Source organism: Bacteroides graminisolvens DSM 19988 = JCM 15093 (assembly GCF_000428125.1).
In the GTDB taxonomy this organism is placed as follows: domain Bacteria; phylum Bacteroidota; class Bacteroidia; order Bacteroidales; family Bacteroidaceae; genus Bacteroides; species Bacteroides graminisolvens.
Window position 1 is genome coordinate 803064 of record NZ_ATZI01000001.1, and the last position, 16833, is coordinate 819896.

General features: G+C 38.1%; 10 protein-coding genes. All 10 read left to right on the forward strand.

Going from position 1 to position 16833, the window contains the following annotated elements:
• Window positions 1-329 precede the first annotated feature (329 nt).
• The 10 genes from C511_RS0103395 (at window position 330) to C511_RS0103440 (ending at window position 16831) form a co-directional block, all read left to right on the forward strand.
• Window positions 330-3539 (forward strand): SusC/RagA family TonB-linked outer membrane protein, encoded by a 3210-nt coding sequence (locus C511_RS0103395; protein ID WP_024995910.1) that lies wholly within the window; start codon window positions 330-332, stop codon window positions 3537-3539.
• 15 nt (window positions 3540-3554) lie between these two features.
• Window positions 3555-5312 (forward strand): RagB/SusD family nutrient uptake outer membrane protein, encoded by a 1758-nt coding sequence (locus tag C511_RS0103400; RefSeq protein ID WP_024995911.1) that lies wholly within the window; start codon window positions 3555-3557, stop codon window positions 5310-5312.
• A gap of 35 nt (window positions 5313-5347) precedes the next feature.
• Window positions 5348-6157 carry a hypothetical protein gene (locus C511_RS0103405; RefSeq protein WP_024995912.1) on the forward strand — a complete coding sequence of 270 codons (810 nt, stop codon included), beginning with the start codon at window positions 5348-5350 and terminating at the stop codon, window positions 6155-6157.
• Between the two features lie 240 nt (window positions 6158-6397).
• Complete coding sequence (locus C511_RS0103410; protein WP_027317824.1) at window positions 6398-7519, forward strand: Rid family hydrolase; 1122 nt, start codon at window positions 6398-6400, stop codon at window positions 7517-7519.
• 86 nt (window positions 7520-7605) lie between these two features.
• Window positions 7606-8208, forward strand: a complete 603-nt coding sequence (locus C511_RS0103415; protein ID WP_024995914.1) for a DUF4369 domain-containing protein — start codon at window positions 7606-7608, stop codon at window positions 8206-8208.
• Window positions 8192-9637, forward strand: coding sequence for a DUF6057 family protein (locus C511_RS0103420; RefSeq protein WP_024995915.1), 1446 nt, complete (start codon window positions 8192-8194; stop codon window positions 9635-9637). The genes C511_RS0103415 and C511_RS0103420 overlap by 17 nt, the downstream gene beginning before the upstream one ends.
• A complete protein-coding gene (locus tag C511_RS0103425; protein WP_034781351.1) occupies window positions 9634-11088 on the forward strand; it encodes a TolB family protein in 1455 nt (484 codons plus the stop codon). Before C511_RS0103420 ends, C511_RS0103425 begins: the two co-directional genes overlap by 4 nt.
• 42 nt (window positions 11089-11130) lie before the next feature.
• On the forward strand, window positions 11131-12912 hold the full coding sequence (locus C511_RS0103430; protein ID WP_244877217.1) for a DUF6057 family protein: 1782 nt from the start codon (window positions 11131-11133) through the stop codon (window positions 12910-12912).
• A 5-nt stretch (window positions 12913-12917) separates the two neighbouring features.
• Window positions 12918-14378 carry a TolB family protein gene (locus tag C511_RS0103435; protein ID WP_024995917.1) on the forward strand — a complete coding sequence of 487 codons (1461 nt, stop codon included), beginning with the start codon at window positions 12918-12920 and terminating at the stop codon, window positions 14376-14378.
• 155 nt (window positions 14379-14533) lie between these two features.
• On the forward strand, window positions 14534-16831 hold the full coding sequence (locus C511_RS0103440) for a glycoside hydrolase family 3 N-terminal domain-containing protein (protein ID WP_024995918.1): 2298 nt from the start codon (window positions 14534-14536) through the stop codon (window positions 16829-16831).
• Window positions 16832-16833: the final 2 nt, after the last annotated feature.

The following is a 16833-nucleotide window of genomic DNA, read 5'->3' on the forward strand; positions in this document are numbered from 1 at the left end:
TTCTATTCTTAGATATTTGATTTCAGTAATTCAGGGAATAAAAATCTTAAAAAAGGTTATACTTATATATAATTGTGTATTTTTGTTTTTTGAAGAGAAATAATATTTCTTAGCTTAGTTAATCTAGGAGAATAGTAGATGAATTGTCCTTTGTTAATGTTATTATAAACTTAAATTTAAATGCATGAAAAAAAGTTGGAAAACTCCTTAGTAGAATAGAAGTAGGGGGATACTCTTCTGTTCTAAGTTCTAACAGACACTATTATCTAATCAGTAATTTGACTATTATTTAATGAATAGTCGTTTAATCTTTTAATACTTTTAAAAGCATGAATCTTAATTCTAGAAAAACAGCACTAATTGCGAAGATTTGTCTTTCTTTCCTGATTGGTGGCGTTCCTTCGGCTTTTGCAACCTTACCTGTTGCTGTTGAAACGACTCAGCAGAACGGTAAAGTAACAGGAACAGTAGTTGACCAATACGGTGAATCCGTTATTGGAGCTAACGTACTTCAAAAAGGTACTACGAATGGTGTCATAACAGACATTGATGGAAACTTCGTATTAAATGTACCAAGAGGAGCAACACTTGAGGTCTCTTTTGTAGGTTATGTTACCCAATCTGTAAAAGTAACTGGTCCTACTATTAAAATTGTTTTAGTTGAAGACTCTAAAGCTCTTGAAGAAGTAGTAGTAGTAGGTTATGGCGTTCAAAAAAAGAAATTAGTAACTGGTGCTACGGTTCAAGTAAAGGGAGAACAACTAGCAGCGCTAAATACAACTAGTGCCTTGACTGCCATGCAAAGCATGTCTCCAGGTGTTAATATCACTCAATCCTCAGGGCAGCCTGGTGAAGGATTTAAGGTTAATATCCGTGGTTTAGGAACAGTAGGCAGTTATGCTCCTCTATATGTTATTGATGGTATTACCGGTGGAGATATCAACTCTTTAAACCCTTCTGATATTGAAAGTATTGATGTGTTGAAAGATGCGGCTTCTTGTGCTATCTATGGTGCTCGCGGTGCCAATGGTGTCATTCTTGTAACAACGAAACAAGGAAAAATAGGTAAGATACAAGTAACGTACGATGGCTATTTTGGATGGCAAAATTCACCCAAGATGCCAGAACTGCTGAATGCAAAACAATATATGGAAGTGCAGGACCTGATTATGTTCAATCAGGGTGGACAAGCAATTGACTGGGAAGGGAAATTATCATCTGGACTATATAATAGTATCATGGATGGATCTTATCAAGGAACGAATTGGTTAAAATTGATCCATAATGATGATGCACCAATCACCAACCATGCGTTGAATGTAGTAGGTGGTAATGATATGTCTAAGTTCTCTTTGGGTGTGTCTTACACCTCTCAAGAAGGTATTTACGGAAAGCCCGTTCAATCTGATTTTGAACGAACTTCTGTTCGTCTAAATTCTGATCACGTGCTTTGGAAGAAAGGTGACTTAGATGTGATATCGTTATCTGAGAACATGACATATAATTATAAGACGAAATCGGGTATTGGTATTGGCAATCAATATTGGAATGACATTTCTAATGTGTTGCGTGCTAATCCCATTACTCCTGCTTATAATGAAAGTGGTGATATTTTTGCGTACGATGATTTATTGGCTAGTGGTATTTTTGGAATAATTCCAGGGGCCGGAAATCCTCTTGGAGACATGATATACAACCGCGGAAATAATACTTCCAAGAGTCATGCATTGAATATGTCAGCAACTTTGAAAATTCAACCTATTAAGAATTTGGTTTGGAGAAGCCAATTTAATTACAAAATGTCTTCAAGCTCATATCGTCAGTATGTGCCTAAATATAAGATCAACCCTTCTGTTAATTCACAAGCCCAAAGTGATAGGACCCAGCAATCAGCTAGCCAGGGATGGTCTTATTCATGGGAAAATACGCTAAACTATAAGTTTAGTATAGACACTAGCCATAATATTGATCTTCTTGCCGGTACATCTATAGAGAAGTGGGGCATGGGTGAAAGTATGGAAGCTACAAATTCGGGAGGATTATGGAGTGATTGGGATCATGCTTGGTTAGATAACATGAAGGATGTTGGTACGGCTTCTGCTACAGGTTCTCCTTGGGGTGAAGGTGGCTTGGCCTCTTTTTTCGGTCGTGTGAACTATGATTATAAGGAAAAATACATGTTTAGCGCTATTGTTCGTCACGATGGTTCTTCAAATTTTGCTAGTGGTAATCGTTGGGGTACATTCCCTTCATTCTCGGCCGGTTGGGTCATGACAAATGAAGAGTTTATGAAAGATTCAAGCAATTGGCTTGACTTTTTGAAACTTCGTGCAAGCTGGGGACAAAACGGAAACTGTAATGTCGCTGGATTCCAATATTTGGCAACTGTTTCTTTTGATAAAACCGCTGCTTATGCTTTCAATAATCAGGTAAATAATCCTCAGACGGGTGGTTACGCTAATAAACTACCTAATGCAGATATAACGTGGGAAACATCTGAACAGCTAAACTTCGGTTTTGATGCACGCTTGCTCAGAAGCCGTTTGGGCGTAGCGTTTGATTGGTATAAAAAGACAACGAAAGATTGGTTAGTTAATGCGCCTGTTCTTGGGCATTATGGAACTGGAGCCCCGGATATCAATGGTGGAGATGTTGAAAATACAGGTATTGAACTAGCATTGAATTGGAATGATAAGGCAGGTAAAGAATTTACTTACACTGTAGGAGTGAACATGGCGTACAATAAAAATGAGGTAACTCGAATTGCTAATGCTGAAGGTATACTTCACGGTCCATCTAATGTTTTATCACAAGGAACAACTGAAATGTATCGCGCAGAAGTAGGTCAACCTATTGGTTACTTCTGGGGGTATAAGACAGCAGGAGTCTTTCAGAATACAGCTGAAATAGATGCATGGAAAGCTGCAGGAAATGCTACGATGTCATCAAATCCGGTTCCGGGTGATTTGATTTTTGTCGATTTGAATGGTGATAAAGCAATTACTGATGCCGATAAAACTAATATTGGTAATCCACACCCAGATGTAACTGCCGGTTTGAATTTGAATTTCGGTTATAAAGGATTTGATTTGACTATTGCTGGCTACGGGGCGTTTGGTCATCAGATTGCCAAATCATATCGTAAATTTGGAGACGGCCAATATGATAACTATACAACAGATGTTTATGATACTTGGCACGGAGAAGGAACTTCCAATAAATTGCCTCGTTTAGTTCCTGGTAATAATTATAATTACCTTAATATTTCTGATATCTACATGGAAGATGCTGATTTCTTCAGATTGCAAAATATTACTTTGGGATATGATTTTAAAAAGCTATTCCCCAGAGCACCGTTTCAACAGGCACGTCTTTATGTAACTGCTCAGAATTTGTTTACCATAACAGGGTACTCTGGTATGGATCCTGAAGTTGGTGCTTCTGGTGATGAGACAAACTATTCATGGGGATCAGGTATTGATTTGGGATTCTATCCGAGTCCACGAACATTTTTGGTAGGTGTTAATCTTAAATTTTAATTAGAATTATTTAGTATGAAAAAGATAATTTATTTTGTGGTTGCGGCCATGATGTTTTCTTCTTGTAATGATTTTCTTGATTCGGAAAGTTATACTCAGAAGAATACAGGCAACTATCCGTTAACAGCTGAAGATGCCGAACAGGTAATTACGGGAATATATAACAATTTGAATATTGTTAATGCTAATCCGCAATACTCTTTCTTTTATTACTCGGAATTAGCCTCAGACGACCGTTTGGGTGGTGGTGGTTTCAATGACCAATTGATGCAAGCTGAAGACTTAATGCTGAATACAGGTTCAACCATGTACACGCAGTTTTATCAAGATCGTTACAAAGGTGTTTTTAGAGCTAACATGGCAATAGAAACATTAGGAAACTGCAAAGGGGTAACTGAAGAAGCTTTGAATCAGTATAAGGGAGAGGCTTATTTCTTGAGAGCTTACTATTATTATGAATTGGCTTCTATGTTTGGCAACATACCCTGCCCGGTTTCTTCTGTAGCTGACCCTACATTGCCCCAGATATCTGGTGAGCCACTTTGGGGGCAAATATTACAAGATTTAATGGCTGCCATTAAGTTGATGCCAGCAAAGGCGCAGATGGGAACTGGCCACGTAGATAAATATTGTGCACAAGCTTTGCTCGGTCGCGCATACTTGTTTTATTCAGGTTTTTATAACGACGAAACCGTAACATGTCCTGATGGAACAGAAATAACCAAACAAAATGTAATTGATGAAATTAATGATTGTGTTGCAAATTCAGGATATTCATTGGTTCCTAATTATTACAATCTATGGGCTTATACAAATCGTTGTACTGTTAATGATGAGCTTTCTGCTTATAAAGGCAAGGGCTTGGTGTGGGTTGAGAACGATTATGGAACAAACCCTGAAGCCATGTTTATGGTGAAGTATAATACGCAACCGTCTTGGAGCACCACCATTGGATATGTAAATGGTTACGCACTTCATTTTGGTGTTCGTGGTGGACAGGATTATGCAAAAACATTCCCATTTGGTCAAGGATGGGGAGCAGGTCCGGTTGCTCCTAATTTGTATTCTGATTGGAATGCCGCAGAACCAAATGATCCACGTAGGGATGCTTCTATTCAGAAAGTTAATGATCTTCCGGGTTATTCTTATGGTGCCGGTGGGTGGAATGATTTTGCACAAGAAACGGATTATCTTCAGAAAAAGATTATGCCAGTTGTTGCGCGTAAAGATGATGGAACTTCATTTTGGGCTTCATTCTCAAATGCGATGGACCCTAACCTTACATGGTCAAGTGGTAATGAGGATAACTTCCAGTTAAATAGCATAAATGATATGGTGTTGATTCGCTTTGCTGAAGTATTGTTAATGCAATCCGAACTAACTGGTGATGCAACCGGTATGAATAAAGTACGGGCACGTGCTGGTTTGCCGGCAGTAGCATATTCTGTAGAGGCACTTAGAAATGAAAGACGATGGGAATTAGCATTTGAAGGTGTTCGGTGGAATGATTTGCGTCGTTATGGTGATGATTATGCTAAAACAGCACTTGATAAACAAAATAATGTGAATATTTATTTATCAGGAACGCCTGGGAAAAATAACGTGAGCAGCATTAATGGTGGTTACGGAAGTCGTTATACTCAAACCAAAGGATTTGCACCATTACCAACTGATCAAATTTCTTTGTCTGCTCAAGCCGGAGAACAATATAAGTTCAAGCAAAATGAAGGCTGGGGAACAACTGATAGTGAATATGGTGGCTGGCCAAGATAATTGGATTTCTATATTGATTTAAATAAAAAGTTATTATGAATAAGATAATATATATATTCCTTATAGCATTTGGTGCAATTTTAGCATCATGCGAGCCGGAAACCATTGAAGGTTCTACAGCACAAGCATTCTCAGGAGAACTAGATGCAACTTGTGAATTAGAGATTATTAATGGAAAAGCGGCTAATATGGCAATCTTAAATTGCAAGAGTCCTGTGACTTGCCAATGGACAGATGGTATCAGTAAACTCGCTTCAAACAGTGGTAAGATTCAGCTAATGGGGACAGGGAATCAAAAGATTACATTAACTGCTATGGATCAAACCGGGGAAATTGTGACGAAAGAGTTTACCGTTAATGTTCAAGAACTGGCATATCCTGTGCCCGAAATATATGGTTTGTTATTTGATGGTAGCGAAAAAGTCTGGAAATGGGCCGATGGTTCATGTTTTGGTAATGGTGGCTTTTATGATGGAGCAGCAGGGCCTCAATGGTGGACTATGGGTGCAGATGGTGTTGAAGGACAATTTGCCGGTGAAGGCAACAGTGCCACTATGACATTTACCATGTCAGGTAAGCAAATTAAGTTAAGCAATGGCAAGACTGGTACCTTAGACTTTAGTACAGGAGATGCCGTATTTGGAAATTGGTATGGTACGCTGACCTCTTCTTGTGGTGTATTAGGAGGTTATGCATTAAATGAAACGTATATAGCCAAAGGTAGTCAGATTAAAAAATATCAGATAATATCGCTTACAGATGATAAGATGGTTTTATCTTGGTCAGAAGATGCTAACATGTCTTCATGGAGTACAGGTTGGTTCTGGGTTTTTAAGTCTGAATGATAAATTAGAAATTTTGAGGAAAACAATTGTCGCTACTGAGATTTATTAAATTGTTCGTAGCATTGGGCGTAAGAAATAAAATACAACCTATAGTACAATTGTTTAATGGTTAAATAAAGGAAAGGCAAGTCGTGAGACTTGCCTTTTTGATTGAATGATTTAGACTTTTTCTTCTTATTTTGCTCTTCTCATCTGGAATATTATCTATCTTTGTGGAGAAACAATTATGAAATCGAACTTATGAAATACACATCATATACTTATCACTGTGTTCGTGCTGAGGTTTCTGCTTTTATAATAGAAGATGGAGTAACTGAATACCATATAATGTTACATGTTACTAATCCCATGCTATCTTATTATGAACAGATGGAGGCTGTTTTTAAGATCTACACTTCTTTGTTACAAAATGAACTTCATGGTGCGTCAAGTATCTTCAAACGTTTTTTTCTCAGCGATGCTGCTAATCAAACTGATTTATTGCTTGCTAGAATGATTGAGGATTCAGATTGTGCCCTATCAGTGGTGCAACAGCCTCCACTTGACGGGACCAAAATTGCTTTATGGGCACATCTGTTGACTAATGTCAAAACGAATATGTTACCCAATGGACTTTTCGAAGTAAAGTATGGAAAATATCGTCAGCTTTGGTTAGGAGGTTGTTCTAATAAAGCTGCAAATTCAGAGTACCAGATGCGTTTGCTCCTGAATGATTATGTTATGCAACTAATGGAAGAAAATTGCACATTGGAAGCAAATTGTTTGCGTACATGGATTTTTGTTCAAAACGTGGACTGTAATTATGCAGGAGCTGTGAAAGCTCGTAATGAAGTCTTTGCCACTCAGAATTTGACCGAAAAGACTCATTATATTGCCAGTACAGGAATAGAAGGAAGACATGCAGATCCAAAAGTTCTTGTTATGCTCGATGCTTATGCTATCGAAGGAATAAAACCCGATCAAATCAAGTATCTATATGCTCGTACTCATTTAAATCCGACGTATGAATATGGTGTTAGTTTTGAACGAGGTACGGCAGTTGATTTTGAAGATCGCCGACAAATTATTATTTCGGGTACGGCAAGTATTAATAACCATGGTGAAATAGTTTTTCCTGGTGATGTTGTTCGGCAGGCAGAGCGTATGTGCGAAAATGTTGAAGCATTATTAAAAGAAGCCGATTCATGCTTTGAAGAATTGCAATATATTATTGTATATTTACGTGACACGGCTGATTATCTTATTATAAAAAGTTTCTTTGAAAAAAGTTTCCCCAATATTCCTACAATAATTACGTTAGCTTCTGTCTGTAGACCGGGCTGGCTAGTGGAAATGGAATGCATGGCTGTTAAGGCGTTGTAAAGTATCATCTTTTGTTAATCTACTATTGGTTTAACTGATTATAAACTTTTATTTTTGGCTTTACAATAACTCCAAAAATGTAGAAAATGAAAACACGCATATTTTTCTTTTTAGTATTTATATTCTTAGGAATTGGTTGTACCAAAACAGATCGTACTTTTGTTATTGAAGGAACAGTTCCATCTGTAAGATACGATGGTGAATGGATTTTTTTAGTTCCAATGGAAAATGCTCCAGGAAGAGTTGATTCTGTCAAGATATCTAATGCTTCTTTTAAATTCGAAGGTCAAGGTGAAGAGATGAGAGTGATTAGGTTACGCCCGGCTCTTCGTTATTATGTTCAGGAGTTATTAGTGATAACCGAGCCAGGTGTAATTAAAGTGACAGCTGATTCGATAGGCTGTGTTAGTGGAACTCCTCAAAATGATGCGCTTCAAATATGGAAAGCTCAGCATGAGAAAAGATTAGCTGCTTATCATTTTATTTATGACGGACTTAAAGAAGCGAAGGGTGACGATTCATTAAGATTAATTCAAGCTTTTGATACACTAAAGGTGCAAGAGAAAGAAGCTAATTTCCTTTTGTTGATGAATCATAAAAATACTACATTAGGTCAATTTATGCAGAGAATTATATTACCATCTCTTACGAATGAACAGAAGAAACAGTTGGATGAAAAGATGGAATAGCAAATTTGTAAATTGGTTACTTCTTGGTATGGGAGGTTTGATACTCTTCTTTTTTTTCTATGAAGTACTACCTTACCATCTGTTACATAGAGAGCAGATGATACTATTTTTATTTTCACCCATTGAATTAATTCAATATTTTAATAATTCAGGAGGATTAGCTCGTCTATCTGGAGATTTCTTAACTCAATTTTTCTGTTACAAAGGAGCGGGCCCTTTGATTATGGCTGTGGTATTGGTCTCGTGGGGAGTCGTTGTGTATAAATTATCTTTTCCTTATTTAGGCCGGTGGGCATGGTTTGTGGTAATATTGGCTGTTATATGGGAGACGGGAAAAGAATGTGGGCTAAATTATCCCTTGTCAGGAACGATTTCATTAATTGGTATTGGTCTCGTTTATTTACTCTGTCGTTTTTTTATCAGAAAACCTCTTAAGTGGGGGGTACCTATAAGCGTATTTGTAATTAGCCTTGGATATTGGCTTTGGGGTTATGGAAATTGGTCAAGTTCTTGGTATAACACGCCCGATTTAAGAAGAGAAAAAATGTTAGCAATAGATTCTGAATTCTATTTTGGACATTGGCAAAAAGCTCAGAAACTATTGGATGAAGATAATCAGGCGAGTTTGCTGTCTACCTATTACCGAAATTTATATAATGCCCAAAGAAATCAGCTACCAGATAAATTAATGAGTTATAGTCAGCCTCTCTCCCAAGTCTTATTCTTACCTATTTCTCCCTCCTCAAATTACATTATGATATATGCTGCTAATGAAGCTTGGTTTGCTATTGGTGACATGACTATGGCTGAACATGCAGCTATATTGGGAATGATTTTTTCTCCATATCAAAAAGGAACAAGACCCATTAAACGTTTGGCCGAAATTAATTTAATAAATGGAGATGATGCTGCCGCATTGAAATATTTACGACTTCTTCAGAAAACATTGTGCTATAAACGCTGGGCAGAACGGCGTATTCCGGGAAACCTGAGTCCCGATGTGCAGCAATGGCTAAAACGCAAGCGTGAATTAATCTCTCAAACTGATACTTTAAGGTTATCAACAGATGTTTCAGCTTCCCTAATACATTTGCTGAATAACAACAGAGATAATTTTATGGCGCGAGACTATCTTCTTTGTTTTGATTTACTAAATAAAGACATTGCTTCTTTTGTGGATCACTATCAAGAATTTGCAAAGAATATGGTTCCATCAGGAATTTACGCAGAGGCTCTTCTTATTTATCTTGCAGAAAAGAAAACTTCTGCTGAAGAAATTAAAGAATGGAAAATCTCCCCTTTCATTCTGAACGAATTCAAGAACTATAGTAAACTATATCAAACTAGTAATGGAAATGCTGGTTTACTTAAAGCTACATTTGGAAACACTTATTGGTATTATTTTCACAATGCATTAATAGAAAGATGAGAGTTTTTAATATAACTATATTTTTTTGTGCTCTGGTGATCATTCAAGCATGTACACCTTCACCTAAGAATGTAAGGCTGACAAATGATTTGTTAGTTATTTATCCAGAATATAAGGATGTTACTATTCCGTTTAATGTGGCCCCTCTTAATTTCCTTATCAGAAACGAAGGGGTTGATGCCGTGTCTGTTGAGGTCAAAGGTGTTTCTACCTGTTTACAAGTTAATGCGAAAGGCAATAAGGCCGTTTTTTCACAGAAAGACTGGACACCTTTTATAGCCAAGGAAAGAGGTCATAAACTTGTAATAAAAGTGATTGCACGTATAAACGGTGAATGGTTACAATATCGATCTTTTACTTGGCAAGTTGTTGCAGACCGTCTGGATGCTTACGTCTCTTATCGCTTGATTGAACCCGGTTATGAGGTTTGGAACAAACTCCAACTCCGCGAACGTTGTATTGAGAATTTTGATGAAAGGGTCTTGGCGGACAACAGCCAAACAAATGGGCAATGTATGAATTGTCATATTCATGGCAAAGGAAATAGTTCCATGTTCCACATAAGAGGAAGCAAGGGAGGAACTCTGTTAAATCGTCATGGGAAGTTACGTAAACTAATGTTGAAAACATCTCAAATGAACTCTGCTGCTGTGTACGGGGATTTTCATCCCGATGGACGTTATGCCGTTTTCTCTACTAATACAATAATTCCGGCATTGCATGCACAGGGTAATCATCGTTTGGAAGTATATGACACTGTTTCTGATTTAGTTATTGCAGACTTTGATAGAAACAAAATGATAGCATCTCCTTTGCTGGCCGATTCTTTAACTTTAGAAACGTTTCCTACCTTCTCGGCAGATGGTAAGTGGGTGTTTTATTGCTCTGCACCATTGGTTGACCTACCATCAAACATAAATGAATTGCGTTATTCTTTGTGTCGTGTCGCTTTTGAAGCTGAACAACAGAAATGGGGTTCTCGTGTAGATACACTTTGGAATGCAAGGTTAATGCAAGGTTCAGTATGTCACCCGAAGGCCTCACCGGATGGACGGTATTTATTATTTACTGTGGCCCGATGTGGAACCTTCCCTATTTGGCATAGAGAGACTGACCTGCAATTGCTTGATTTGCTTACCGGTAAAATCGATAAACTAGAAAGAGTCAATTCTAATCGTTCAGAAACTTATCATAGCTGGTCTTCTAATAGTCGTTGGTTTGCTTTTGCAAGCAAGAGGGGAGATGGTCAATACGGTCGTGTTTATTTTGCTTATGTTGATGAAATGGGACAAGTACATAAACCTTTTGTTTTACCTCAAAAAGATCCTGAAATGGATGATTTAAATCTTAAATCTTACAATATACCTGATTTGTCAGCGATGCCTATGCCTTTTGATTCACATGACGTTAAACGAGTATATGATGAAGTGGTTGCAGAAAAGTTCAAATAAAAACAAGATGACTTCTTTTAGATGAATAAAATACATATAAATATGGAAAGAAAAATAACAATGCTTTCACAAAGAAGGTGGAAAATAGGATTTTCAGTCATTTTATGGCTGAGTGTATTTCTTTTTTGGGGGAGGTTTTATCCGTCACATCTATCATACCAAGAGCAATTACAGCTTTTTCTCTTTGATACAGATTATTTGATTGAACATTTAATTATTCCGGGAGGATTAGCGGAATATATTTCCGAATTCCTAGTCCAGTTCTATTATCATAGATGGATAGGTGCAGCTATTTTAGCGACACTTTTTGTTGTTCTGCAACTCCTCGTATGGTTATTGGCTCAAAAACATAAGGCTGCTGATGTTTATTATCTTTTAAGCTTCTTGCCGATAATTTCTATGTGGTATTTTATGACAGATGAGAATGCCATGCTTGCTTTTGCTGTTTCAATCTTATTTGCGCTTGGAACCATGTATTTGCATGTTAGTTTAAACAGTCAATGGAGACGTGTGTTAAGTGTTGTTCTCTTTGCTCCATTACTCTATTGGTTTGCTGGTGCAGCACATTTTCTATTTATAGGTTGGGCAATCATTTGTGAAGCAAAACTGTTGTACCAAAATAACAAGAAATTGGCTATTGGGGGAAGTATTGCTGCACTAATATTGATGGGATTAGCATGTCCTTTAATCTCTGGCTTATGGCTTCAATATCCTATATTCAGGTTAATGGGAGGAATTAATTTCTACCGTTTTCCTTCTTATATACCATTAACGGTATTCATCGTAGAAGCGCTTTTCTTATTCTTTCCGTTTTTGATTTCCTCTTTGTCTCCTCCTAAGAAGAATGTACATTTTGCTATAATCCTTCAAAGCTTGATTTTGATAATGAGTGGATATGTGTTACTCTCATCAGGTGCCGACATGAATAAGGAAGAAGCTATGGAGTATGATTGGTTAGTGCGAAATAAAGAATGGCAAAAAATAATAGAAAAGGCAGAGGCTAAATCTCCGACTTCGCCATTCGGAGTGACTTGCTTAAATCTGGCTTTAGGAAAAACAGGGCAATTAGGTGATCGCATGTTTCAATTCTATCAAAATGGAACAGAGGGTTTGTTACCGCATTTTCAGAGAGACTTTATATCTCCTCTTCCAACGAGCGAAGTTTTTTATTATTTGGGAATGATCAATACTGCTCAGCGTTTTACCTTTGAAGCGATGGAAGCCATTCCTAATTATAATAAAAGTGGCAGATGTTTTAAACGATTAGCTGAAACAAATCTGATAAATGGTCAATACGAAGTAGCGGCAAAATATATAAGAATCCTTCGTAAAACAGTATTCTATAAAGATTGGGCAGAAGAAGCCATGACTTACTTGTATAATGAGAAAAAAATTAGTAATCATAAAGAATGGGGGTGGCTCAGGAAACTTAGATATGCTGATGATTTTTTATTTAGTGATCGTGAAATAGATATGATGCTAGGGCTATTGTACCAACATAATTATCAAAACCGAATGGCATTTGAATATATGCTAGCTTATGTTTTGCAAGAACGTGATTTGGAACGTTTCATGAAATACTATCCTCTGGGGAAGTATGCAGGCTATGATCATATTCCTCGTAGTTATCAGGAAGCATTAGTCTATGTGTGGACTCAGACACATCGGAATTTTGATGGAATGCCTTGGAGCATTTCACCTGATGTTGCACACGAGGTTACTGATTTTGCTAGAATTTATATGTCTCAACAAAACAGTCAGCCCATTTTGCACACGCAGTATGGTGATACATTCTGGTATTATTTATTGTTTAAGAAAAAATAATGTATATGAAGAAAATAATTACTTTTATATGGATTGGATTGTATTTAATGGCTTGTAATAATCCGGTTACTTCACCAGAGAAGATCAACGAATTGCCTGCTATATATCCTGATTATATTGGAGTGACCGTACCTGTTGGTATTGCGCCTATGAACTTTAATTATCTGGGTGATTATGAATGTCTGGATGTTAACGTGGTTGGATCAAAATCTGGGAAAATCCATCTTAATGATGATAAGATATCCTTTCCTGATAGCGAATGGAAAAAATTGTTGCAAGATAATGTGGGAGACAGTATTGTATTCACTCTTAGTGTGCAAAAAAAGAATAAATGGATACAATACCGATCTTTTTCAATGTATGTAAGCTCATACCCAATTGATTACGGATTAGTGTATCGTAGAATTGCGCCTGGATATGAAGTGTATAGTAAGATGGGTATTTACGAACGTGATCTTTCTACTTTCAACGAACGCGCTTTGGTCGAAAATACAATGGTGCCTGGCATGTGTGTTAATTGTCACTCTTTTAACAAAACGAACTCTAATCAGATGAGTCTTCATATTCGTGGCGCTCATGGGGCAACTTTGATGCAAATAGAGGGGGAGCGTGAGCTTTTAAATACCAAAACAGACTCTACTCTTTCAGCATGCGTTTATCCATACTGGCATCCAAGTGGTAAATACATAGCATATTCAGTTAATAATACGCGTCAGTCGTTTCATGCGGTTAAAGACGAACGTGTGGAAGTACTTGATTTAGAATCAGATGTTTTGGTATATCACCCTTCCACTCATCAAGTATTGCTTTCTCCGTTATTGAAGAAAAAAGAAGTTTTTGAAACTTTTCCTGTTTTCTCACCAGACGGTAATAAATTATATTTCTGTGCGGCAAAACAAATGCCAATTCCAGAAAAATATAAGGAAATACGTTATAGCTTATGCAGTATTGATTTTGATAAAGAAAAGGGAACGTTTGGAAACCGGATTGACACATTGATTGATGCCGAGAAAATGAAAAAAAGTATTTCCTTTCCTAGACCATCTTATGACGGCAAATACATCATGTTTACTTTATCTGATTATGGCAACTTCTCCATTTGGCACAAAGAAGCAGATTTATGGCTGCTAAACTTGCAAGATGGTAGTTTACGTACTATTCATGAAGTTAATAGTGATAATACTGAGAGCTTTCACAATTGGAGCAGTAATTCGCATTGGTTCGTTTTTAGCAGTCGCAGAGAAGATGGTTTATATACTCGTCTTTATTTAGCATGTATTAATAAGGAAGGTAAAGTTAGCAAGCCTTTTTTGCTGCCTCAGAAAAACCCTATGAATTATTATGATAAGTTATTGTATTCTTATAACGTACCAGAATTTACTAATAGCCCTGTCAAGATAGAACCAAGGAAGTTAGAACGTGAAATCGTTTCTAATAAAAGGGTGCAAGTTGAAGTGCGTAAGTAAAACGATGCTCTCAACACCGAAGCCGTGCTTTCACGAGACGAGATGCCAGATTTGAGATAATATTATCTTTGGATAAAATTGTATTTGTTTGATTCCTCGTACACTCGTACTTTTGTCGAATAGAATGATGCGTTACATTGAAACTGATATAAACCATGAAAAACTTTTTAATGACAATGGCAATTGCGGCAACGGTGGGAAGTGGATCCGCCGAAAAAAAGGAAATGTATAAAGATCCTTCAGTTCCGGTGAAAGATCGTGTGGAAGACTTGCTGAGTCGGATGACTTTGGAAGAAAAAGTGGGGCAGATGAATCAATTTGTTGGTATTGAACACATCAAAGCAAATAGCGCTGTGATGACTGCGGATGAATTGAAAAACAATACCGCAAATGCATTTTATCCGGGAGTGACCGATAAGGATGTAGAACGATGGACAGCACAAGGACTCATCGGTTCTTTCCTGCATGTGCTTACCATTGAAGAAGCCAACCATTTGCAGTCACTGGCAATGAAAAGCCGCCTGCAAATTCCTATTATTTTTGGTATCGATGCCATTCACGGCAATGCAAATGCTCCCGATAACACGGTTTATCCGACCAATATAAATCTGGCTTGTTCCTTTGATACAGCCATGGCTTACAAAATAGCCCGGCAAACTGCAAAGGAAATGCGGGCTATGAATATGCACTGGACGTTTAATCCCAATGTAGAGGTAGCACGCGATGCCCGCTGGGGAAGAGTTGGTGAGACCTATGGTGAAGACCCTTATCTGGTAACTTTGATGGGAGTTGAATCTGTAAAAGGATATCAAGGAGCTTTAAACGGCAAAGAAGATGTTTTGGCATGCATTAAACATTTCGTTGGCGGTAGCGAACCTATTAACGGAACAAACGGATCACCGACAGATCTGTCGGAACGCACCTTGCGCGAGGTGTTTTTTCCACCATTCAAAGCAGGAGTAGAAGCCGGTGCCATGTCATTGATGACTGCGCACAATGAGCTCAACGGCATTCCGTGTCACAGCAATGAATGGTTGATGCAGGATGTGCTTCGTGGTGAATGGAAGTTCCCTGGTTTTGTGGTGAGCGACTGGATGGATATTGAACACATTCATGACTTACATGCCACAGCGGAAAACATCAAAGAGGCTTTTTATCAATCCATTATGGCTGGCATGGATATGCACATGCACGGCATTCACTGGAATGAGATGGTCGTTGAACTAGTCAAAGAAGGACGTATTCCCGAATCACGTATCGACGAGTCGGTGCGTAGGATATTGGACATCAAATTCCGTTTAGGACTGTTCGAACAACCTCTTGCCGATACTTCTAAAAGCATGAAAGTGCGTTTATCCAAAGAACATCGTGAAACAGCTTTGGAAGCAGCCCGAAACGGTATCGTATTACTTAAAAATGAAGGCGTACTTCCTTTAGACGCTTCAAAATATAAAAAAGTATTGGTTACAGGCATCAACGCCAATGACATGAATGTGTTGGGCGATTGGAGTGCGGTGCAGAAAGAAGAAAATGTTACCACCATACTGGAAGGTCTTCGTCAGGTGGCACCGGGTACGGCATTTGATTTTGTAGATCAAGGTTGGGATCCTCGTAATATGGATCCTGCCAAGGTGGCTGAGGCTGAGAAACGTGCCAAGGAGTCCGACCTAAATATTGTTGTTGCCGGAGAATACATGATGCGTTTTCGCTGGACGGATCGTACCGACGGTGAAGATACCGATCGTTCGGATCTTGATCTTGTGGGGCTTCAAAATGAATTGATCCGTAAAGTTGCTGCTTCGGGAAAACCTACAATTCTTATTCTAGTCAACGGTCGCCCGTTGGGTGTGGAATGGGCTGCTGAACATCTTCCGGCCATCGTAGAAGCTTGGGCACCGGGCATGTATGCCGGTCAGGCAGTGGCCGAAATACTATATGGAAAAGTAAATCCATCGGCTAAGTTGGCAATCACTATCCCACGGAGCGTTGGTCAATTGCAGATGATTTACAATCATAAACCGTCGCAATACTTTCACCCGTATGTCGTTAAACCCAGCACTCCTTTGTGGCCGTTTGGTTATGGGCTTTCATATACCTCTTACAAATACGATGATTTAAAACTCTCTGCCAAAGAGGTGTCGCAAAACCAAAACGTTGAAGTAAGTGTGAAAGTAACCAATACCGGCCAGCGTGATGGAGTTGAAATAGTACAACTGTATATACGAGACAAATACAGTTCTGTAACTCGTCCGGTCAAAGAACTGAAAGATTTTGCGCGGGTAGCACTGAAAGCCGGAGAGAGTAAAGTCGTCACCTTTACCATCACGCCCGATAAACTGGCATTTTATGATAAAAAGATGAAATGGATAGTTGAACCGGGAGAATTTGTGGTGATGGCGGGTGCTTCCTCTGCCGACGAATCATTATTAAAAGAAACATTCATCCTTAAATAAGT